The 23,744-nt window shown below is 57.6% G+C and carries 7 protein-coding genes and 9 pseudogenes; 5 read left to right on the top strand and 11 right to left on the bottom strand.

Annotated elements, in window-relative coordinates:
- Positions 1-484: 484 nt before the first annotated feature.
- The 4 pseudogenes from MHI61_RS32720 to MHI61_RS01155 all read left to right on the top strand — a co-directional run.
- Positions 485-639 (top strand): annotated as a pseudogene (locus MHI61_RS32720) (group II intron reverse transcriptase/maturase); the annotation flags it as partial.
- Positions 640-904: 265 nt separating this feature from the next.
- Positions 905-2,102 (top strand): annotated as a pseudogene (locus MHI61_RS01145) (transposase).
- Between the two features lie 694 nt (positions 2,103-2,796).
- Positions 2,797-6,068: pseudogene (locus tag MHI61_RS01150) on the top strand (Ulp1 family isopeptidase).
- 345 nt (positions 6,069-6,413) lie between these two features.
- Positions 6,414-9,506, top strand: a pseudogene (locus tag MHI61_RS01155) (Ulp1 family isopeptidase).
- Between the two features lie 229 nt (positions 9,507-9,735).
- Here the strand turns inward: MHI61_RS01155 and MHI61_RS01160 are convergent.
- Together MHI61_RS01160 and MHI61_RS01165 are read right to left on the bottom strand one after the other, a co-directional pair.
- Positions 9,736-11,109, bottom strand: a pseudogene (locus tag MHI61_RS01160) (ISNCY family transposase).
- A 117-nt stretch (positions 11,110-11,226) separates the two neighbouring features.
- A pseudogene (locus MHI61_RS01165) lies at positions 11,227-11,469 on the bottom strand (biotin/lipoyl-containing protein); the annotation flags it as partial.
- A gap of 626 nt (positions 11,470-12,095) precedes the next feature.
- Here MHI61_RS01165 and MHI61_RS01170 point away from each other — a divergent pair.
- Positions 12,096-12,824: a carbonic anhydrase gene (locus tag MHI61_RS01170; RefSeq protein ID WP_029875819.1), complete on the top strand. Its 729-nt coding sequence runs from the start codon at positions 12,096-12,098 to the stop codon at positions 12,822-12,824.
- A gap of 607 nt (positions 12,825-13,431) precedes the next feature.
- On the opposite strand, the gene MHI61_RS01175 is transcribed toward MHI61_RS01170, so the two are convergent.
- The 9 genes and pseudogenes from MHI61_RS01175 to nifH all read right to left on the bottom strand — a co-directional run bounded on the left by MHI61_RS01175 (position 13,432) and on the right by nifH (position 23,468).
- Positions 13,432-14,364: a cation transporter gene (locus MHI61_RS01175; RefSeq protein WP_008536567.1), complete on the bottom strand. Its 933-nt coding sequence runs from the start codon at positions 14,362-14,364 to the stop codon at positions 13,432-13,434.
- 221 nt (positions 14,365-14,585) lie between these two features.
- Complete coding sequence (locus MHI61_RS32725) at positions 14,586-14,738, bottom strand: IS66 family transposase zinc-finger binding domain-containing protein (protein WP_196411598.1); 153 nt, start codon at positions 14,736-14,738, stop codon at positions 14,586-14,588.
- Between the two features lie 665 nt (positions 14,739-15,403).
- A complete protein-coding gene (locus MHI61_RS01185) occupies positions 15,404-15,892 on the bottom strand; it encodes a NifX-associated nitrogen fixation protein (protein ID WP_012489542.1) in 489 nt (162 codons plus the stop codon).
- 3 nt (positions 15,893-15,895) lie between these two features.
- Positions 15,896-16,390 (bottom strand): nitrogen fixation protein NifX, encoded by a 495-nt coding sequence (gene nifX / locus MHI61_RS01190; protein WP_008536565.1) that lies wholly within the window; start codon positions 16,388-16,390, stop codon positions 15,896-15,898.
- Positions 16,387-17,742 carry a nitrogenase iron-molybdenum cofactor biosynthesis protein NifN gene (nifN, locus tag MHI61_RS01195; protein ID WP_004672660.1) on the bottom strand — a complete coding sequence of 452 codons (1,356 nt, stop codon included), beginning with the start codon at positions 17,740-17,742 and terminating at the stop codon, positions 16,387-16,389. Before nifN ends, nifX begins: the two co-directional genes overlap by 4 nt.
- A 9-nt stretch (positions 17,743-17,751) precedes the next feature.
- A pseudogene (nifE, locus tag MHI61_RS01200) lies at positions 17,752-19,241 on the bottom strand (nitrogenase iron-molybdenum cofactor biosynthesis protein NifE).
- A gap of 58 nt (positions 19,242-19,299) precedes the next feature.
- Complete coding sequence (gene nifK / locus MHI61_RS01205) at positions 19,300-20,841, bottom strand: nitrogenase molybdenum-iron protein subunit beta (protein ID WP_004677342.1); 1,542 nt, start codon at positions 20,839-20,841, stop codon at positions 19,300-19,302.
- A gap of 123 nt (positions 20,842-20,964) precedes the next feature.
- Positions 20,965-22,466: pseudogene (nifD, locus tag MHI61_RS01210) on the bottom strand (nitrogenase molybdenum-iron protein alpha chain).
- Between the two features lie 107 nt (positions 22,467-22,573).
- Positions 22,574-23,468 (bottom strand): annotated as a pseudogene (gene nifH / locus MHI61_RS01215) (nitrogenase iron protein).
- Positions 23,469-23,744: the final 276 nt, after the last annotated feature.

Genomic DNA, 23,744 nt, shown 5'->3' on the forward strand with positions numbered 1-23,744 from the left:
CACAGTACACGCTGCCTGTGGACGACTTGGGAGGATTTGTCCCTCCGAGCTGGCAACACGGCAATCAACCGGTACCAGATGACCTTCTGCCTGCAATGTACTTATTTGACTTGCTGCCGAGCGCGGACAAACCCACCAACTTCAGTATCCATGGTGTGCCCTACACGGCCACTCTGGGGCCATCAGGCATGCAGAGCGACATTTACCTTTTCCTGCAATAGGGTGGAGATGGATCGAGCAATAGATGCCAGTGGTTCTTGAAAAAGCACCAAACCGTTGAGAGAGAATCCGTTTTTACGCGGCCACGTGCAGCGCGCCAACCCAGATGAGACGATCCCCAGTGCCGGGGGCGACATCGAATGTGCACGTCGCCAGTCTTCCTTCAAAACGTGACGTTTGGCCAGCATCCCAAGAGGCGACGGCTGTCGCATCTGAGGTGTAGACAGATACGGATGCGGGAAGAGCCTCGGGTGCGAAGGATGCTGGCGCGGTCGCTGAAGTGCTTAGTGCCGTCTATGACGGCCTACCCTTTGCGGGTTCTACTATGGCTTCAGGCCAGGACGAAACCCGCCCATGGCGCCGGATGCATTTCATACAGCGATCATGAGCCAACGTGTGAGTTGGGTGCTCGATGCCGACCCGTATCCTGCAACTAATGCCTGCGGGCGGGTGCCGCGGTGGACCGACTTGTTCATCACGCAACGATCATTCGAAATGAACGTTGAAAGCTATCGACGACGTTCCACCCATGGGGGTCAAACGCCGGCGCGGCAGGCCAGCCTCATTCGCGACAATCAAAGGCACCGCCAGTTTGTCGCGCGCATTGCCTCGCCTGAACTGCTCCCTGAGAATGGGTTATTGCCTCATCTAAATTGCTCCCGCCGAATCAACCTCGGGAGCTGTGATGAGGAAGGTCAGCATGGCGACACGTGCGGAATTGGTGGCAGCGATCAGTTGTCGCTATGTGTTAGGCGGGCGGGCCGAGAAGGCGAGGATGTTAGACGAGTTCGTGGCGCTCACGGGCTTTCATCGCAAGCATGCGATGCGACTGCTGCGAGGAGAACGCAAACCGGCGAAGGGTGGTCCTCGGCCAGGGCGCCGGGTTTACGGCGACGACGTGCGGGCAGCGCTCGTCGTTGTTTGGGAGGCGTCGGATCGAATTTGCGGCAAGCGACTACACCCCCTGTTGCCAACACTAATCGAAGCGATGGAACGTCATGGACACGGCGATATGAATAGCGAGACGCGCCGGCGACTCTTGACGATGAGCCCAGCGACGATTGATCGGGTCCTCAAGGATGGTTCGCGAGCAAACGGTACTGATCACTGCGTTGGCCGAACTGCGCAAGTTGCTGCCGTTCCCGCTGCTGGGCTTCGACACCGATAACGACAGTGTGTTCATGAACGAGAGTGTTCATGAGTATTGCTTGCGCGATAATATCGAACTTACCCGTTGCCGCCCTTACCGAAAGAATGATCAGGCATTTGTCGAGCAGAAGAATGGCGCAATCGTGCGCAAGATCGTTGGATACCGACGCTTCGAGGGGCTGCGAGCCACTCGGGAGCTGGCCAAGCTTTATTCGTCAATGCGGTTGTTCGTGAATTTCTTTCAGCCATCATTCAAGCTGAAAGAAAAGCACCGTGACGGAGCCAAGGTGATCAAGCGCTATCATCGTCCTGCCACACTCTTCCAGCGGCTGCTTGACGACCCACGCACGCCGGAGGATACATGCCTTTGGCTCAAGGCGATGTACCTGACGCTCGAAGACTTTCTTTCTGGCTTACGGATTGCTTGGCGTGGTGGTGAAGTGAAACCGACTGCCCGCTCCAAGCCAGCGGCCAAGCGAGAGCGGCGGAGGCCCGATCCTCTACTCGCCGTCACTGCCGAACTCGAGGAATGGTTCGAGGCGGAGCCTTGGCGAACTTCGCGAGAGTTGCTTGAACGCTTGCAGGTCAAATGCCCCGGCGTGTATCCCGACGGCCTCATTCGGACCGTGCAGCGCCGAATGAAAATCTGGCGCAGTACACAGGCCAATGCGCTGGTGTTCGGGCCATTCGCCGATGCCGCGCGGCAGACGGAAAGTATAGAGGTCGGGCAGTGAGATCATTACCGAACAATACAGGATCGTCATCCGCGCTCTTACCGCCAGGTTGGCCTTCGACAACCGACCCCACCGGAAAACATGATGACCGCCCGCGAAGCCGCCCGCTCGCTACAGCGCTATTGAGAGGCGCGCTCGCGAGCGGCTTCGCTACCTCCGTCACCTGCACCAGGTGCGGGGATACGATCGGAACAACCCGTGAGGCATTCGAAAACATCGAGTGAGGCAACGACATTATTCTCCGGGAACACTCTTGGGTGAGGCAATACGGCGTCTCATCCTGATCGCCGCCCCATAGGTCGCATAACTATCAGGCGTGCAACGGGTTCTGCAAGCAGCTACGCCGCAATGGTTCCGTTGCCTGAGGCGGCGAAATCAGAAAGGCCGGCGGAAAGATTGGTTGGAATCGGAAATTCTGACGGCACCCTTCACGCTGCATGTCCAACACATCACTCGAACTGCTTAAATGAAGGCCAATTTTAGCGGGCTCCGCATGGCAAGCGGCAAGCTGGCGAGCCTCTCAAGCCATGTGCCGGCCTGATGGTCGAGTGCAGACGATTGTCGGCAAGCCGTCGCCATATGGTGTTCGGCCATGCCTTGAGGGCATGATTGGATCTGGCTTTAGCATGCTGGGCGGCGGTCGGCAGGCATTAGGATCGAGGTTCCAAATTTGATTTCCGGAGGACCGGCATCGATGTACCCAAGACGGAACCAGCCGCGCGATGACGATTCTCGCGAAGTAAGTGGGTGGATCGAAGGCGTGACCGGAGCTTTCGATACGGACGCCTGGATCGAGGACTACTATTCAGAGAGCCGAGACCTGGAACAGGATCCGAGCGACTTGCGCGGGCAGCAAGACGTCGATGCCGCAACGGAGACTCACGTGGTCTCAACCAAGGTTCGCAAGCGTGGTCGCCCCGCCGACCGAGACATGCATCCTGATGACGAGACCCGCATCAACCAGTTCGCGGAAGCAGTCCGAAACTACGAAATTCTACCCGACGGTAGCGTCGGCCGAGGGGACGGAAGGGTTCCCGAGGCTACCGTCGAGAACAATTTAGGGATTCTTAGGAGGTTCGCTCGTTGGCTCCGAGCAGAAAACAGAGATTCGATGGCTTCTCGGTTTTTAAACGATCCAGATTCGCTAGCCGGTGATATCGCGGATTACTGGGCAAACGGTGGGGACGATCGTAAGCGTCTTAACTCAGCACTGTCTCATTTCAGGAGGCTCTCGCCTGAGGGGCAAGAACTCCAAGCCGTTGGACCTGGGCCGCGCCTGATGGGGCGCCGAATTCATGTTCCCTATCCCGACGACGCCCTCATTATTGATGCCTTGGCCAACGAAGAGCGGAGTAAGCTCCGACCGGTCTCGACTTCCCGGAAAAATGCCAGTAACCAACGAAAATTTAGCGCTTGGCTCAAAAGGGAGGGCAGGGAGAGCATAGTCAGCCGACTCACGGGTACTGATGAGCAGCAACGGTCGTTGCAGGAGGATTTTAGGAAATTTACCGAGGCCGAGGGAAAAGTGGTCGTGAGTTTAGATCGGCTGCGGCAGTATCTAGGCGCCGAGTCCCAGTTGAAACAGCATAATCCTTATCCCGACGACGCCCTCATGATTGATGGCTGCGCCAACGAAGAGCTGAGCAAGCTCGGATCGGACTCGACTTCCAAGAGGAATGTTGTCCGGATTACGGCCATAAATCAACGGAGGTTTAGTAATTGGCTCCAAAAGAATGGTAGGGGGAGCATAGCCAGTCGCCTGACTGGCAGTGATCAGCAGCAAGGGTCGTTGAAGGACGATTTTAGGGGCTTTACCAAGGCTGAAGGAAGAATAAACGTGGGTTTTGATCGGCTGCGGCAGTATCTAGGCGCCGAGTCCCAGTTGAAGCAGCATGATCCTTATCCCGACGACGCCCTCATTATTGAGGCCTTGGCCAACGAAGAGCAGAGTAAGCTCGGACCGGTCTCGACTTCCCGGAAAAATGCCAGTAACCAACGAAAATTTAGCGATTGGCTCAAAAGGGAGGGCAGGGAGAGCATGGTCAGCCGACTCACCGGTACTGATGAGCAGCAACGGTCGTTGCAGGAGGATTTTAGGGCCTTTACCAAGGAGGAAGGAAAAAAAGTGGTCGTGAGTTTCAATCGGCTGCGGCAGTATCTAGGCGCCGAGTTCGCAGTTGAAACAGCATGATCCTTATCCCGATGACGCCCGCATCATTGATGACCTAGCCAAGGAAGCGCTGAGCAAGCTCGGATCGAACTCGACTTCGCAGAGGAAAGTAGTCTTGAATCTGGCCAGCAATCAACGGAGGTTTAGTGATTGGCTCCGAAAGAAGGGTCGGGGGAGCATAGGCAGTCGCTTGACTGGCAGTGATCAGCAGCAACAGTCGTTAAAGGACGATTACAGTAACTTTACCAACGCTGAAGGAAAAAGAATAAGCGTGAGTTTCGATCGGCTGCGGCAGTATCTAGGCGCTGAGTTCGCAGTTGAAACAGCATGATCCTTATCCCGACGACGCCCTCATGATTGATAGCTTCGCCAACGAAGAGCTGAGTAAGCTCGGACCGGACTCGACTTCGCAGAGGAGAGTCGTCTGGAGACTGGCCAGCAATCAACGAAAGTTTAGTGATTGGCTGCAAACCAGGGGTAGGGAGAGCATAGCGAGCCGGCTCAACGGCAGTGATCAGCAGCAATGGTCGTTGAAAAAAGATTACCAAGACTTCACCGAAGACATGGGAAAACACACTATCTCTTTCAAGCGGCTTCGGCAGTACCAGCAAGTCGTTGAGGCGAACGCAGCGTCGGGGTTGTCCCCTGAGCAGGCAAGTGGCCGGGAACCGGCCGGTCTGGACGGCCGTTCGGATCCACGTGCCGAGTTCAGATCAACTTCGCCGCTGCAGCAGGTTGATCCATCGATCGAAGGCCGCAGCGGATTGTCGCTCGACCATATCGAATGGCTGGGCGACCAGCATATCCAGACGGATTATGAGCTGCTAATGCAGGACTTGCAGCGAAACGATCCGGATCTCGCCGCCAGGACGCGGCTTATCGATCCCCTGATAGCCCATTATCATCTGCGCCTGGGCGATGAGAGCACCGCGCTGAGCGCTTTCCAGCGCATCGTTAATGATCAGAATGGAAGAGATACAGCCGACTTCCTGTTCCTTCCAGTGAGCGATGCCAGTGCTTCGGATCCTGATCACCGCGGCACCCATTGGTCGCTGCTACTCGTTGACCGTCGCAACCGCGAGGGGCCGGCTGCCTATCACTATGACTCCTTCCGGGGCCAGAACAACGAGTTTGCAGCAATGCTCGCACAAAGGTTGGGTACCCGTCTGGAGCCCGTCCGCATGACCCAACAGCGCAACGACTATGATTGCGGAGTCTTCGTGGTTGACGGCACGCGGGCGCTCGTTAGACGACTGGCACGAAGAGGCCGGCCAGCCGTGCTGCACCTCGACAACCTCGTCGCCGATCGGGAGCAACTCCAACGACGTCTGAGCCCCGCGCCCAACAGTGCTCGAGCGGGGGCTGCGGCGGCTGGACCGGAGTCCTCCACACAGATCGCCGATCCCGCAGAGTTTTGGCATGGAGTGGCTCAACCCGGCCAGCTTCCCGATAGCTGGAATACAGCGACCTTCCGGCAGGATTTGCCGTCAGCTGCCTATTCACCGGTGCAAAGCGTCAATCCGCCAGACGCACCATGGGAGCAAAGCTTGGGGGCATCGATCTTCGGCACCCCACAGTACACGCTGCCTGTGGACGACTTGGGAGGAGCTGTCCCTCCGAGCTGGCAACACCGCAATCAACCGGCACCGGCTGGCCTTCGGCTTGCGATGTCCTGGCTTGAGTTGCTGCCGAGCGCGGACAACCCCCAGACCAGCATCACTATCCATGGTGTGCCCTACACGGCCACTCTGGGGCCATCAGGCATGGAGAACGACATTTACCTTTTCCTGCAATAGGGTGGAGATGGATCGAGCAATAGATGCCAGTGGTTCTTGAAAAAGCACCAAACCGTTGAGAGAGAATCCGTTTTTACGCGGCCACGTGCAGCGCGCCAACCCAGATGAGACGATCCCCAGTGCCGGGGCAACATCGAATGGCGGGCTCCGCATGGCAAGCGGCAAGCTGGCGAGCCTCTGTGTCGGCTTGATGGTCGAGTGCAGACGATTGTCGGCAAGCCGTCGCCATATGGTGTTCGGCCATGCCTTGAGGGCATGATTGGATCTGGCTTTAGCATGCTGGGCGGCGGTCGGCGGGCATTAGGATCGAGGTTCCAAATTTGAATTTCCGGAGGACCGGCATCGATGTACCCAAGACGGAACCAGCCGCGCGATGACGATTCTCGCGAAGTAAGTGGGTGGATCGAAGGCGTGACCGGAGCTTTCGATACGGACGCCTGGATCGAGGACTACTATTCAGAGAGCCGAGACATGGAACAGGATCCGAGCGACTTACGCCTCGGTTCGCACGATAGTGACGCCGGCGACCGTGTGCCGCGTCGCAGATCCGTGGGCGGTTCGATGCGAGTGACGCCGCAGTCGCTGGCGCCGGAGAGGGGTTCGGGGCAGCAAGACGTCGATGCCGCAACGGAGACTCACGTGGCCTCAACCAAGGTTCGCGTCGGCGCCAAGCGTGGTCGCCCCGCCGACCGGGACATGCATCCCGATGACGAGACCCGCATCAACCAGTTCGCGGAAGCAGTCCGAAACTACGAAATTCTACCCGACGGTAGCGTCGGCCGAGGGGACGGAAGGGTTCCCGAGGCTACCGTCGAGAACAATTTAGGGATTTCTTAGGAGGTTCGCTCGTTGGCTCCGAGCAGCAAACAGAGATTCGATGGCTTCTCGGTTTTTAAACGATCCAGATTCACTAGCCGTTGATATCGCGGATTATTGGGCAAGCGGTGAGGACGATCAGAACCGTCTTAACTCAGCGCTGTCTCATTTCAGGAGGCTCGGACCTGAGGGGCAAGAACTCCAAGCCGTTGGAGCTGGGCCGCGCCTGATGGGCCGCCGAATTCATGATCCCTATCCCGATGACGCCCGCGTCATTGATAGCTTGGCCAAGGAAGAGCTGAGTAAGTTCGGACCGGTCTCGATTTCTCAGAAAAATGCCAGTAACCAACGAAAGTTTAGCGATTGGCTCAAAAGGGAGGGTAGGGGGAGCATAGTCAGCCGACTCACGGGTACTGATCAGCAGCAACGGTCGTTGCAGGAGGATTTTAGGAAATTTACCGAGGCCGAGGGAAAAGTGGTCGTGAGTTTAGATCGGCTGCGGCAGTATCTAGGCGCCGAGTCCCAGTTGAAACAGCATAATCCTTATCCCGACGACGCCCTCATGATTGATGGCTTGGCCAACGAAGAGCTGAGCAAGCTCGGACCGGACTCGACTTCCAAGAGGAAAGTTGTCCAGAATATGGCGATAAATCAACGGAGGTTTAGTGATTGGCTCCAAAAGAATGGTCGGGGGAGCATAAGCAGTCGCCTGACTGGCAGTGATGAGCAGCAACGGTCGTTGAAGGACGATTTTAGGGAATTTACTACTAACGTTGAAGTAAAAATAAGCGTGGGTTTCGATCGGCTGCGACAGTATCTAGGCGCCGAGTTCGCAGTTGAAACAGCATGATCCTTATCCCGACGACACCCGCATGATTGATGGCTTCGCCAATGAAGAGCTGAGCAAGCTCGGACCGGACTCGACTTCCAAGAGGAAAGGCGTCTTGAATCTGGCCAGCAATCAACGGAGGTTTAGTAATTGGCTCCGAAAGAATGGTCGGGGGAGCATAAGCAGTCGCCTGACTGGCAGTGATGAGCAGCAACGGTCGTTGAAGGACGATTTTAGGGAATTTACTACTAACGTTGAAGTAAAAATAAACGTGAGTCTCGATCGGCTGCGGCAGTATCTAGGCGCTGAGTTCGCAGTTGAAACAGCATCATCCTTATCCCGACGACGCCCTCATGATTGATGCCTTGGCCAACGAAGAGCTGAGCAAGCTCGGATCGGCCTCGACTTCCAAGAGGAGAGTTGTCTGGAGACTGGCCAGCAATCAACGAAAGTTTAGTGATTGGCTGCAAACCAGGGGTAGGGAGAGCATAGCGAGCCGGCTCAACGGCAGTGATCAGCAGCAATGGTCGTTGAAAAAAGATTACCAAGACTTCACCGAAGACATGGGAAAACACACTATCTCTTTCAAGCGGCTTCGGCAGTACCAGCAAGTCGTTGAGGCGAACGCAGCGTCGGGGTTGTCCCCTGAGCAGGCAAGTGGCCGGGAACCGGCCGGTCTGGACGGCCGTTCGGATCCACGTGCCGAGTTCAGATCAATTTCGCCGCTGCAGCAGGTTGATCCATCGATCGAAGGCCGCAGCGGATTGTCGCTCGACCATACCGAATGGCTGGGCGACCAGCATATCCAGACGGATTATGAGCTGCTAATGCAGGACTTGCAGCGAAACGATCCGGATCTCGCCGCCAGGACGCGGCTTATCGATCCCCTGATAGCCCATTATCATCTGCGCCTGGGCGATGAGAGCACCGCGCTGAGCGCTTTCCAGCGCATCGTTAATGATCAGAATGGAAGAGATACAGCCGACTTCCTGTTCCTTCCAGTGAGCGATGCCAGTGCTTCGGATCCTGATCACCGCGGCACCCATTGGTCGCTGCTACTCGTTGACCGTCGCAACCGCGAGGGGCCGGCTGCCTATCACTATGACTCCTTCCGGGGCCAGAACAACGAGTTTGCAGCAATGCTCGCACAAAGGTTGGGTACCCGTCTGGAGCCCGTCCGCATGACCCAACAGCGCAACGACTATGATTGCGGAGTCTTCGTGGTTGACGGCACGCGGGCGCTCGTTAGACGACTGGCACGAAGAGGCCGGCCAGCCGTGCTGCACCTCGACAACCTCGTCGCCGATCGGGAGCAACTCCAACGACGTCTGAGCCCCGCGCCCAACAGTGCTCGAGCGGGGGCTGCGGCGGCTGGACCGGAGTCCTCCACACAGATCGCCGATCCCGCAGAGTTTTGGCATGGAGTGGCTCAACCCGGCCAGCTTCCCGATAGCTGGAATACAGCGACCTTCCGGCAGGATTTGCCGTCAGCTGCCTATTCACCGGTGCAAAGCGTCAATCCGCCAGACGCACCATGGGAGCAAAGCTTGGGGGCATCGATCTTCGGCACCCCACAGTACACGCTGCCTGTGGACGACTTGGGAGGATTTGTCCCTCCGAGCTGGCAACACGGCAATCAACCGGTACCAGATGACCTTCTGCCTGCAATGTACTTGTTTGACTTGCTGCCGAGCGCGGACAAACCCACCAACTTCAGTATCCATGGTGTGCCCTACACGGCCACTCTGGGGCCATCAGGCATGCAGAGCGACATTTACCTTTTCCTGCAATAGGGTGGAGATGGATCGAGCAATAGATGCCAGTCGTTCTTACATTCTAACTTTGCGGTTACAATTGCTGTCAAAGCTGATTAGAGGGGCGACATTGTCAGCCAGTTAGAAACGCGACGCTGGCTCTGATGATCAGCCCCGATCCGACCGGCTGGGCCGGGTTGAAAGGGCGGAGCGGGGGCGGGTGAGGGGCACCCATCGGCTTTAGCTTTAAGACGATGCGATCGACGCCTCACTCGGCAGCATCGCGCTTTGCCAGCGCAGCTTTATGGCGTTCGATGACGGCCGGATCGTTCGTAAAATCCTTCCGCCGTCCCGGACCGTGAGCACGTCGCACATAGCCGTTCTTGTCGCTGTTGGTCATCACCACCGGCTTCGACGGCTGCTCCTGACGCTCCTTGATTTAAGTCAGAACGTCGCCGAGCCGTTTGTTCTCGGTGATCGCCGCATGCGTCACCCGCTGGTCCTTGTCGAAGGTTTTGTAGGGCAGGGAATGTCCCTTCCATCGTACATCGAGGCGGCCGTCGGCATAGGCATAGGTCTCGACATAGCGGCCGGCCAATCCGCGCGTCACGTCGCTCTCCTCCAGCATGATCCGCTTACGCTCGAACGAAAACGTCAGCTGCGATCCGACATAGCGCTGCTCGCGTTTGCACAGGATCTCTTTCAATCGATCCGGTGCAAGATTTACCGGCCGGTGCAGGTCATCGGATCGGGCAGGGACAATCGCAAACCGCCCATTGTAGTCCACCATGAAGCCCGGCAGAAACGCATTGCCTGCCTCCATGTCGCAGATTCCCGCCAACCTCAATTCCTTGACCAGACGATCCTGCAGCGTCCGGTTCATCCGCTCGACACGGCCTTTGGCCTGGCTGGAGTTTGCACAGAGAATCTCGATATTTAGCTCCGAGAGTGCCCGTCCGAATTGGGTCATGCCCTGACCACCCTTGGCCTCCTTCTTCGTCACCCGGAAGACCAAGTGCTTGTCGGAATAAAAGGCGATCGGCGCCCCGTGCTGCTTCAGATAAAGCTCAAGTGCGTCGAAATAGCTGAAGGCGCTTTCCGAGCGCACGAACCGCAACTGCATCAACCGGCCCGTCGCATCGTCGACGAACACCAAGAGCGAGCACGGATCTCCACGATCTTCAAACCAGCGATGCTCGGACCCGTCGATCTGTACCAGCTCGCCATAGGCTTCTCGCCGCAACCGCGGCTGATGAAACGTCCGCCGCTGCTTGCGTGACAGCCACAGGCCGGCCTCCGACATCCAACTGCGCAACGTCTCGCGCGACACACGCAATCCATCGCGCTCGGCAAGCTTCTCGGCGGCCAACGTCGGACCGAAATCCGCATATCGTTCACGAACCAGCGTCACCGCGTAATCCCGAACACCGTCGCTGATCCGGTTGTTCGAGGGCCGGCCAATCGCCTTATGGCGGATCGAGGCCGCGCCGTCGGTGCTGATGCGATCCAACAGCCGCCGCACCTGGCGCTCGCTCAAATCAAGCACATGCGCCGCAGACACCAGCGTCATCCGGCCGGCGATCACCTTCGACAGAACCTCGATCCGCTGCAGGTCGCGCTCGCTCATCGCTATCAATCCCATCCGCAAATCTCCGCCGTCATCGAAAACGGGGAGAGAGTGACATTCTTACTTTGCAGAATCAGGACATTCTAACTTTGCGGCTACAGGCGAATCTGGCATAATGCAGGTTATGGAACTTTACGCTGAACCGGCCGCGATAGTTACAAGCAGGTCCTTGGCATCGATCTGGTCGCCGGCTTTGACGAGAACTTCGGCGATCGTGCCGTTCTCCTCGGCGTGAATTGCCGTTTCCACCTTCATCGCTTCGGTCGACACCAGCACATCGTCGGCATTGATCGCCTGTCCGGGCGACACAAAGACGCGCGAGATGGCGCCCGGCATCGGTGCGCCGACATGAGCGGCATTGCCGGGTTCGGCCTTGGGTGCGAAGACGGCGGCCGGTGACGCTGAGGAATTTTGCGAGCTCTTGCTGTTGGTTCCTCGCGGACCCGAGCCGCATCTCGTTGTGCACCTAACCAGCTCGGCTCACGTGACAACAAACACAAGAACATCTGGTTGTTTCTATCGAGTTTGGCGCAGGAGGCGCAGGAGGAAAATCAACATGACTGTCGCGGCTAGGCCCATGATTGCCAAAGCGTATAGGCCTGTGGAAAAACCTCCGGGCTGACTACGGAGATACCCTATAACGAACGGCCCCACAAATGCTCCTAGGTTCCCGAGTGAGTTAATGAATGCGATCCCGCCGGCGGCAGCGGAGCCACTAAAGAAGCAGAAGGCAGCGCCCAAAGGGTCCCTTGCAACCCAATATGCCGCGCATGAGCATCCCTCGCCAGAACCCGTCAGGGCCGGGTTGATCTACCGTCCGGCCGGGGCAATACTCCAGGATTGGCTTAGCTCCTCCGATGCGTCAAAATTCCGCTTGATGAGTGCCATATCAAGGCATAACCAATCGGCCATTCTCCGATTCCCGGAGAATTGCCGGACATGACTTGGAGCAGGTGCCATTTCTCCGCAGCCATCCCGGATATTGCAAAAGGACCGATACCATGTGCTTTGAATGCAATTCCTCCCCACTCAGCCGTCGCTCCCTGCTGAAATTTGCCGGCATCGGAGGCGTGGCCGTCATGACTGCAGGCTTTGACATGACCATGCCGGCATTCGCCTCGAACGCTCCCGCCCTCCTGCCGGATGAAGCACTGGCAAAACTCCAGGAAGGCAACAAGAAATTCGTCGCCGACACGGAAGCCTGCGCCGCCAATATTTCCAAGCGCCGGCAGGGCGTCGCCAAGAGCCAGGCACCTTGGGCGATCGTGCTGACCTGTTCCGACAGCCGTGTCGTGCCGGAACTTGTATTCGGCGGCGTGACGCTCGGCGAACTCTTCGTCGCCCGCAATGCCGGAAACGTGGTCGACACCGATGTGCTCGGCACGATCGAATATGGCACCGAACATCTGCATGCGCCGCTGATCGTCGTCATGGGCCACAAGCGTTGCGGGGCGGTCTCCGCCGCCTGCGAGGTCGTGTCCAAGGGCACCAAGCTCGATGGCTCAATCGGCAAGATGACCCAGCCGATCCTGCCCGTGGCTTTGGCGGAGACCGATCGCGGCGACAATTTTGTCGACAAGACCGTCCATGCCAATGCCTTCAACGGCGCCGAGCGCATCCTCACCGAAAGTGCGATTGTTTCTCGCCTGGTCGAGGAAGGCAAGGTGAAGATCGTGCCCGCCTATTATGATCTCGATACCGGCGTGGTCGATTTTCTGCACAAGGTCTGACCTACGAGGCGACTTCATGTTGCCGACGGCTATCCGCGGGCGCCTCGTCGCGTTCGCGGAACCATAGTCGCTGATGACCCTTGCAGCCCGCAGCATCACCCGGCGGGTTACGCGGGCCGGAGCTGAGGTCGCGAGCTGGCTGCCTGGGCGATGCTCTTCTGGAAATTTCCGACCATACGCCTGCGCAACTTGGTGAGCTCAATCGACAGGTCCGACAGCTGCGCGATGACATCTATCGGAACCTGGGCAGCTGGGCCGCGCCCTCCTGAGCCAGTACAAGGACATAGGCGTCGCTCGTTTCAAAGAACGCGAGACAATCGGCCTCCGGCAGGATCTCAACAAGATCAAGACGGCGAAACCGCCTGTGGAGCTTGAACGCAAAGGCGCGATCTGGGTTCAGCCAACCCTATTCGCTGAATCGAGTATCGCGCCTGGAGGCATAACGGAAAACTACGGCATCGAAACTGGCCGCATTGATCGAAGATTGGTACGAACCGTGAAATTGACGCATGGTGGCTGGAAAAAACGCCGAGCTATGCATCCGGTTCGAGGATCACGCCCGTTATGGAATGCCTGCGATACAGGGCTCCAAATTCGGTTCAAAATCCTAATCCGCCCACTCAGGATCGGTTGTAAAGGCGATGGTGAGCCGACGACTCGGACCCTCGTTACCAATCGCGAGCCCGATTTCGTCACGGATCTTATCCCATTCCTGCAATTTCCTCGCCGGGAGGTCCTCTGAGACAACGAAATGTAGCTCGATTTGCCGGCCTCGGCCGACCCGGGCCACATAAGCCCGGTGGGATATGAATCCATGTCGTTCGATGATTGTTTTGGCGACCGCGTCAACTTGTTGTTTGAGATCTAATGGCGTAACAAGCAGTATGTCGGCGAGCGCTCGCCGAACCGTGCCCGCCGGAATGGGAATGATCACAATGCAGATTAATGCCAGCGCGACCGGGTCAATAAACGGCGAGATCCATTCGTAAGAAGACCCCTGAATTAAATATCCGATGGCAAACGCGACGAGTAACCCGATCGTTAGCCCGGCGGACATCAGCCAAGCTTTCGTATCCAGGGCAACGAAATCAGATTTGATCTTACGATTAGCTCGATCACCAATAACCCCCATGGTGGCTGTCACACCGAGTGTTACGACGGCGTAGACGATCGCTTGACTAAAGTTGAGCGGACGTCCCCCATGCAAAATGCTGCCGATTGCGTTGACAAGTGCGTAAACAGCCGACCCGGTTATGAGAATGCCGTTGAGAGCCAAGACTATGGGCTCAAGATGCCAGAACCCCATCGTGAAATGCTCGATAAGTTTTCCTTTGCTGGAGGGCGCTTCGGATGACGCGATGAGCTTTGTAACAAGCAGAGCTACGACAGTCATAGCAGCGTCCGTCAATGCGTAGACACCATCGAATATGATTGCGAACGAACCTGAAATGATCCCGAACAAAATGCCGATGCAGGCAAGGAGGATGGTAACGGCAATTGAAACGCAGAGAAGCCCCTGCTCCGTTCTCATGAAATTCATAGGCTCAGCCTTATAACTTACGTTTCTTTATGGTCCTCTGGACGCGGTACAGACCATCCAATTCAGCTACTGAAGCGAGCACATCCACTTTTGGATCAAGGTACCTTTTTAAATTCAAATGCTGACCTCTCCTGTCCAGTGGGCTCGCATGAGCGTCTTTCACATACCTGGCCACAAGACAAAATCGCCTCGCTGTGTTCTGGCAGTGCGGCCTCGACTATCTAAACAAGGGCCAATTTTGCTTTGCAGGTAAAGCGGGGCTGGACATGATGCACGACACGGAAGGACGCATGAACATAGTCCAGCACTTCGCTGACGGTCTCGCCGCCGCGAATGAAGTCGGAGCCACCACAGATAGGGCATGAGCAGGCCACCTGTTACACGTCATCATGGCACGGCCGAGGTTGCAGAGCTTGCGCGGCGATAGGGCTCTCGACGCATCCACGTAATCCGGCAGGTTCGAATTCCGTTGACTCATGGTTGGATCTGATTTGATGAGAGGCGTTCCAAAGAACGCCGAGGTTTTCGCCCTCATGATAGGCTGTGGCTGACACCACGTTCTAGTCTAGCGATGATCGGATCGTCTAGCCCTTTGGCGACTCCTGCAATTACGGCTGGATTGCCAGATGGAAAAGAGCAGGCTTGCGATATACGCCCACTGAAGAAGCAACAAACTAGCCACCATTGCAACGATGACTTCGTGGATGGAATGCCAGACGAAGTAACTCGTTAGTGCCTTCGCCCAGACGACGAGCAGCAGGAGGCCGCAAAAGATTGTGAAACGCAACACCGTTCTCCTAATTTGTTCGCGAGATTGCGCAGCAATGTCGTCTGCGGCAACGAGAGTCTGGCAGTTCTTCAGGCGGCAACCGCCGCGTGGTTGAGAGCCATGATCATGCCAGTGAGCTCACCATCGAACTCTCGTTCTGGCCATTGCAAATGCTGAGATTTTGGCAGCGGCGGCGCGGGACTGCAGCTTGCGGACCTTCTTCAGCTGCTCCACAATGTCTGACATGATCTCTTTCCTCGAAAATTGATTTCATGATGCCCGCGCCACGTCGGGATAGGTTTCGATAACTTCAATAGCGTCATCGACCATTTTCGTGCCGGTCTCGGCGAGCTTGCCTAGCGTCTCAAAGCCGAACCGGTGGACATCGCGCAGGGTCTTCGACAGAACGACCAACCGTCCAGTCGTGAAAAGCAAGCGGCCGAAGCCCTCATGGCCGATCGTCATGATCGGCGATGCCAACAGGCCTGTGCACTCTTCGATCACAAGCCCCACGCAACTGTAAAAGTTCTGTAGCCTCCACAGCACATACGGATCCGGATCGCCTATGATCGGGATCTTACGGCGCTGCTCCTTGGTGAGGATGAAGTCGGCCAGCAGGTCAGTGTCCGATTTGCCTTCCCACGCCCCATGGGCATCCTGAGCGCGAATGAGCCTTATCAGGCATCTGAGAAAAGGGGTGGCGAGATCCCCATCCTCGTTGACAGCAGGGCCATCCGTACTTCCTGTCAATGTACCCATTTCTTAGTCCTCCTCATCGAAAGGCTTCTTTTCAATGGCGCCTGCTTCGGTTAGCACCTTGCGTAACCAGGGTGGCGGAGTAGTCCTGAGCATCGCCCGAGTTCGCGACAAAACATCTTCGATCAGTTGAGGATCGGATACTTTAATTGGGTGGATTTTGGCCGAAACAACTCGGGCTGCCGATGGCCCACCGATCGCCAGACAGAACAATAAGTGACAACCTTCCAACGCCTTCACCTTCGGGTTAATACGATCGACGTCCTCGTTCCGATGCTTTCCGCTCTGGTCGGAAACGTCTTCGAAGTCCAGGACTTCCACCAGTTTCCAGTCGTCGGGACTCACATCATAGACGACGAAACGTTTTGCCGATCCGAAATGGGCGTCGAGAGATTTCATATCTTGAGTGGCGATTGCGACGCGCAACGCGCCAGCCTTCCGTTTTGGAGCTGACGAGTGAACCCCGTCAGGGACGAGGGAAAGGCGACGAGCGGCGATCATCTAGGCAGTTCTCCTTTGCGGGAGGGATCAAGCGATCCAGGACACGGCGCGCGCTGATTGGCCTGGAAGATGTTGGAAACATCGAAGATCAGGTCGCGCGTTCCCTGATAGAGACTTGTGAGCTTATGCTGGCTGCCGAGTCGGTCGAATATCGGGAAGCCCACCCGCATGAGCGGAATCCCAAGGCGCTCCGCCGCTTGTCGTCCATGCGAATGCGTGACGAGAAGATCAGCGCCGACGGCAAGTTCTTCGAGATCGCCAAGATCACCGACCTGGAGCGATTCGGCCGGCATTTCCGCGAGTATTTTTGAGGTGCCGGTCGTGGTGACCGCTGCCGCGATTTCGGCGCCCATGCCGGTGAAGAAGGTAGCGAATTGGTAGAGCTGGTCCGGCTCCACAGCAATTGCGATCTTCTTGCCTCCGAAATGGAAATGTCCGTCGAGCAGGGCGTCCTGCAGCTGTGCTCGGCGACGGCGGATGTTTGCTGGCACCGGCGCACCAGAAATCTCAGAAAGAAACGAGACGAACCGGTCGGCTCGTTTCAATCCTGTCAGCGACTGGAACAATGCGTAAGGGACTCCCGTCCGGGTCCGCAGTAGCTCTGCGGGGCGGCGCATATGCTCGCCGATCGCGATACATTGCGCCGCCGTGCCAAGCTCTTGTATCTCGTCGACGGGAGTACCGCCATAGGTGGTCGGAACCCAACGATCGCCGGGCACCGTGCCGTCGAGAGAGCCGGAAATGTCCGGCAGGATCACCGGCTTCAGACCGAAGCTTTCGACCGTTTCGCGCAGAAGCTCGATGTCAGCGACTGTCAGATGCCATCCTGGTAGGATCGCAATCTTCTTTTGGTGGCGGCTCTGCTCGCCTGGAGTGGTGATGCGCTCGACCATAGAGATGACGGCCTTCGCCCATCCCTCTTCGATCGCTCCCTCGAAATCCGGGGTATTCGCCAGCACAACCTCCGTACCCGCGAGCTCATCGGCACGATCCCGCTTGATGTTGGCGAGATCGCCTGCGAAATCTTCGCCGCGGGTTTCCACCAGGGCTGTCGTGCAAATTCCGATCAGCTTGGGTTTTGCGCGCCTCTTGAGATTTAGGATCGCCTCTTCCAGATTGCCTGCGCCGCCAAGAATGGTCGCCACTGCGTCCAATGCCGTTGTCTGCAAGGGAATGGCTTCCTTAAAGTGCCGGACTAAAAGTACCAGCGCCAAGCTGGTGCAGCCCTGGCTGCCGTGGAACAGCGGCACGGCACGCTCGACGCCAAGAAAGGCGAGCGCGGCGCCGAGCGGCTGCGACGATTTCAGCGGATTGACCGCAGCTGATTTGGTCTGGGGAAAGACTTGAACCATCGGCTTTCCTCAACGCTTGCAGAAGCTGCCGGCGACCGCGCCGACAAAGTTTTGCAAGACGTACCCAGTCTCGTTCTCGCTCTTGGTATTCGTCAGTTCTTCTTCCACCGCATGCTGGCATTCCCACGGTGCCGGCTCCCGCACCTCCATCCAGATCGGATTGTGAATAGCAAGATCGATCTGGCGAACGAGCTCCACCATGCCGTCATAGCCGGCATAGGGGTGGTGGCGTTCCTGGTTGATATCGAGCCAAGGTGTCTTGGCCTTCAGCGCGATGAATTGCGTGCGCCCGCCAGACAACATGATGTCGGCTTTACCGTCGGCGAGCATGTTATAAAGCTCGCGCGGCGCCATTGACTCGAACAGGTGGTTTTCGTCTTTCAGGAGTTGCTTGATACGTTCCTTGTCTTCAGGCGTGGATTTCTTGACCGAGGTGCCCACGATCTCGATGCCCACCTCCATCAGCGCATGGACAACCGACCAGGACTTGACGCCGCCGGTGTTGAGCAACACGCGCTTGCCTTCAAGCCTTGGTCGATATGCTGCGAGTTTCATCCAGGCAATCGCCTCCTCCTCCGCGATCAATGCCTCGGTGCGCTCGAGGATTTCGGGATCCGCCCCCTGCATCACGAGCAGCTTGGCGATCTGTCTGAGTGCTTCCGAGGTGTCGGTAATTCCGTAAAAGGAGCCTTCGAAGAACGGGATATCCCACAGCTCCTCCATTTTGCGGGCGAGGTTGATGAGTGCTGTCGAGCACACCAACATGGACGCCTTGGCGCGATGCGCAGAAGCAATGTCAAGATATCGGGCGTCTCCTGGAATGCAGGCCCTTACTCTGATCCCCAGCCGGTCAAGAAGCGGCTTTACCAGCCAAAACTCGCCGGATAGGTTGAACTCACCAATGATATTGATGTCGTAGGCGGTCACGTCGTTCGGCTCTACGCTGCCGATCACATGATCGAGCAACGCTTCACCGGCGAGCTTATTGCCAAGGTTCTTGGAGCCGGCAAAGCCCGGTGCGTTGACCGGCACCACCGGAAGGCCGAATTTTTCCGCGGCCCGCTTGCAGACGACCTCGATGTCGTCGCCGATCAATGCTGTCACACAGGTCGAATAGACGAAAATCGCCGGTGGAGCATGGGCCTCCTTGATCTCGCGGATTGCTTTAAAAAGTTTCCGCTCGCCGTGCCCCATCACCACTTCGGTTTCAGTGAGGTCGGTCGTGAAACTGGTGCGCCAGAGCGTTGGACCTGAGGAAGCCGATCCGCGGTTGTCCCAGGAATTGCCCTCACAGCCGAGAGGCCCATGGATCAGGTGCGCGACGTCGGTGATCGGCTGCAGCACGATCTTGGCGCCATCGAAAGCGCATCCGCCGGCTGCCGCCCCGGGATCAGCGGCTTCGAACAGCCGTTTTTGCGCGCCTTGGAATCCTTGCTGCGGTTCTTCTCGCAGGCAGGCTCGTCAAAGACATCCTGGACTTTAGCATTGAGCAAGGGCATTGCGGTCTCCAAGTTCAGATGAAGGCGGCCGGCCTCACAAGGCCGACCGCCGCCGCTCCTAGCGGGTCAGGTCGTAAGAATAGTCCGTCACACCCGGCTCGCTCGTCTCGCGATCGAGCTTGTCGAAGATCTTGTCGAGGATCGTCGTCAGGACGCGCAGGCCGCCCTGGTAGCCCATGAGCGGGAAACGGTGGTGATGGTGCCGGTCGAATATCGGAAAGGTCAGCCGGATCAATGGGGTGCCGGTGTCGCGCTCGAGATACTTGCCATAGGAATTGCCGATCATAAGATCAACCGGCTCGGTAAAGAGCAGCGAGCGCAACGCCCACAGGTCCTTGCCCGCCCAGACCTGGGCATCCTTGCCGAAGGGCGAGGATGCGAGCAACGCCTTCATCTCGGCTTCCCAGGCCGACGTGCCGTTGGTAGCAAGGCAGTGGGTCGGCTCACCGCCGGTTTCCAAGACGAACCGGGCAACGGCGTAGACGAAGTCAGGATCGCCGTAGATCGCGTATTTCTTCCCGTGCAGCCAGGCTTGGCTATCTGCCATAGCGTCGACGAGACGGCCGCGTTCCAGGCCGATTGCCGGAGGAATTTCCTTGCCGGTAATCTCCGAGACCTTCATCAGGAATTCGTCGGTCGCCTGAACACCCAGCGGATAATGGAACGAAGCCGTAACCTGACCGACCTCCTTGCAATATTCCAGCGTTTTGCGCGTGTTATAGTGCTGCAGCGACAGGGTCGCTTCGGCATTCAACGCCGTTTTCAAGTCCTCGATCTTCGTGCCGCCGTCATACATGCGGTACGTACCGTCAGACGGCGTGTCGAACTGGTCGGAGGCATCCTGGATGAAGATGTAGGATACGCCCATCATGTCGAGCAGGCGCTTCAGTTCGCGGTTGTTGCCGACGCAGAAGCCGTCGAAGCCGGGAATGATGTTGATGGCTTGAGCAACCTCCTTCCGCTCGTTGCCTTTCCAGAAGTTCTCCAGAATGCCCTTGATCATGCCGTCATAGCCATCGACGTGGCTGCCGACGAAGGCAGGCGTGTGGGCGAAAGGAACATCGAAGTCGTGCGGGACCGACCCTTCGTTCTTTGCGTTTTCGATGAAGCCGTGGAGGTCGTCTCCAATGACTTCGGCCATGCAGGTGGTCGAGACGGCGATCATCTTCGGATCGTAGAGCTTGTATGTATTGGCGAGCCCGTCGACCATGTTCTTCAACCCGCCGAACACTGCCGCGTCCTCCGTCATCGAGGACGAGACCGCCGATGAAGGCTCCTTGAAGTGACGCGACAGATGCGAACGGTAATAAGCGACGCAGCCCTGGCTGCCATGGACGAAGGACATCGTTTGCTCAAAGCCTGCGGCTGCGAAGACGGCACCGAGCGGCTGGCAGGCTTTGGCCGGGTTCACGACCAGGGCTTCGCGGCCCAGGTTCTTTTCGCGATACTCCCAGGTCTTCGTGAAGTCGTTTTGATCGGCAACGACCTGATCCGGGTGGGGGCATTCGAAATTGGCTTTCTTCTCGGCGAGCATCTGCCTGTATTCCGGCTCGCGGAACAGGGGAGCATGGTCGAGAACTTTTTCCGCCGACTGCGGCATAGTAAGCACCTTTCTTTTCATCGCGCCGCACCGGTGGCGGCAATGGGATGTCATCTGTCACGAGTGCGGATCAAGTCCGATGGGAAGAGCCTGGCCTGCCCCTTCCCAAGACAGGCCAGGCTCTCATTCGGCCGCAACCGCCTCAGCTGGCGCGGCCTCTTTTTTCCAGGGGACGTCGTAGAGATCCCACACCGGATTATTGATGGCCAGATCCATGTCGCGGGCGAATATGGCGAAGCCGTCATAGCCGTGATACGGGCCGGAATAATCCCAGGAGTGCATCTGGCGGAAGGGGATGCCCATCTTCTGCACCGGATACTTCTCTTTAATGCCGGACCCAACAAGGTCGGGGCGGATGCCTTCGATGAACTTTTCCAGCTCGTAACCGGTCACGTCGTCATAGATCAGCGTACCCTTGTTCACATAATGGCCGGTGCGCTGATAGTCGTCGTTGTGGGCGAACTCGTAGCCGGTGCCGACGATCCGCATGCCGAGGTCCTCATAGGCCGTGATGACGTGGCGAGGACGCAGGCCGCCGACATAGAGCATCACCGTCTTGCCTTCGAGGCGCGGCCGGTACTTGTCGACGACAGCATCGACCAGGGGCCGGTACTTGGTGATGACAGCCTCGGTCTTGTCGACGATTTCCGGACCGAAGTGCTTGGCTATTTCGCGCAGGGAGGTTTCGATCTGGGACGGACCAAAGAAATTGTATTCCATCCACGGGATGCCGTATTTTTCCTCCATGTGCCGACAGATGTAGTTCATCGAGCGGTAGCAGTGGATGAGGTTCAGCTTGGCCTTTGGCGCGCGCTCGACCTCAGCGAGCGTGGCATCACCCGACCAGTTGCCGACCACGCGCAGCCCCACCTCCTCCAATAGAATGCGCGTAGCCCACGCGTCGCCACCGATATTGTAGTCGCCGACGACGTTGACATCGTAAGGGCCGGTCTCAAACTCGACTTCGTTCTTGTCGAAAACCCAGTCACGGATGGCGTCGTTGGCGATGTGGTGGCCGAGCGATTGCGAGACGCCGCGGAAGCCCTCGCAGCGTACCGGCACGATCGTCTTTTCGTGCTCCTTGGCCTTCTTGCGCGACACCGCCTCAATGTCGTCGCCAATCAGCCCGATCGGGCATTCCGACTGCACGCTGATGCCGTTGTTGAGGGGAAAAGCTCCTCGATCTCGTCGATGACCTGTTCAAGCTTCTTGTCGCCGCCGAACACGATGTCCTTTTCCTGGAAGTCTGAGGTGAACTGCAGCGTCACGAACGTGTCGATGCCCGTCAGGCCGACGTAGTAGTTGCGGCGTTGCGACCAGGAATAATGACCGCAACCGACCGGCCCGTGCGAGATGTGGACCATGTCCTTGACCGGCCCCCATACCACGCCTTTGGAACCGGCATAGGCGCAGCCGCGGATCGTCATCACGCCCGGAATGGACTTGATGTTCGATTTGACGTCGCATTCGGAAAGGGCCTTCGGCTCATCGCCAGGCTCGTCGCCGCTCGTTGCGACGCTGAGGTGCTTCTTGCGGCGCTTCGCCGCCTTGTCTGGATATTGCGCTAATACTTCCGCAATGAGCTGTTCATGCAAAACGCTGTCATTCTCGTAATCAAGGCTCATGGGCCCCTGCCCCCTTTCAAGGTTCGGGTTAGGTCGTCGTCGCCGAAGCGGCTTTCTTGGAAGGACGCGCTGGCGCAAGGGCCAGCGCGTCCTGTCGACAGCGGCAGTTATTGAGCCGCAACCACCGCTGACTCCTTGGCCTGTAGTTCGGCCAGCATCTGCTCGTCGCTCTTCATGATGCCGAAGTCGAGCAGCATGTCTTCGAGCTCTTCCATGGTAATCGGGGTCGGAATGGTCCCTTGGCCCGAATTGGCATGGATCTTCTCGGCTAGCGCCCGATATTCCCCGGCCTGCTTGGAGTTCCGGCGCGTACTGGATCACCGTCATCTTCCTGAGCTCGGCGTGCTGGACGATGTTGTCACGCGGCACAAAGTGGATGAGCTTGGAATTGAGCCTGGCAGCCAGCGCCTCGGAGAGGTCGAGCTCGCGGTCCGTCTGGCGCTCGTTACAGATCAGGCCGCCGAGCCGCACGCCGCCGGAATGGGCATATTTCAGGATGCCCTTGGCGATGTTGTTGGCGGCATAGAGCGCCATCATCTCGCCGGACATCACGATGTAGATCTCCTGGGCCTTGTTCTCACGGATCGGCATCGCAAAGCCACCGCACACCACATCGCCGAGCACGTCATAGGAGACGTAGTCGACATCGTCATATGCACCGTTCTCTTCAAGGAAATTGATCGAGGTGATGACGCCGCGCCCGGCGCAGCCGACGCCCGGTTCCGGACCGCCGGACTCCACGCACTTGATGCCTTTGTAGCCGGCCTTGAGCACGTCCTCGAGCTCAAGGTCTTCCACCGAACCTTCCTGCGCTGCCAGATGCAGAACCGTGTCCTGTGCTTTGGCGTTCAGGATCAGCCGGGTGGAGTCGGCTTTCGGGTCGCATCCGACGATCAGGATCTTCTGCCCGAGGTCGACAAGCGCTGCGAGCGTATTTTGGGAGGTGGTGGACTTGCCGATCCCCCCTTTGCCGTAAAATGCGATTTGACGCAAATCTGACATATCGCCTTCCTTCTTTCGTTCCATCCATCGCTGAGTAAAAGGCAGGCAGCTCGCGCCGCCTCGCATGGCAATCTTCAAAACCCGTGCCATGTGGGCCGATCGAGCCAAAGGAAAGATCCTTTTGTTGGGTTTCAGAAAGTTACTCCGAACCACCACAGGAAACTGCCAAACAAACCTAATGTCGCCGATCAGACAAAGCCGACAGACGGTGTCGTGATGGCATCACTTGCACCGCTAGGTCGACCGCGACTATCAGCAGGACAACGGATCCGAAAA

Source organism: Rhizobium sp. K102, assembly GCF_022385315.1.
Taxonomy (GTDB): domain Bacteria; phylum Pseudomonadota; class Alphaproteobacteria; order Rhizobiales; family Rhizobiaceae; genus Rhizobium; species Rhizobium croatiense.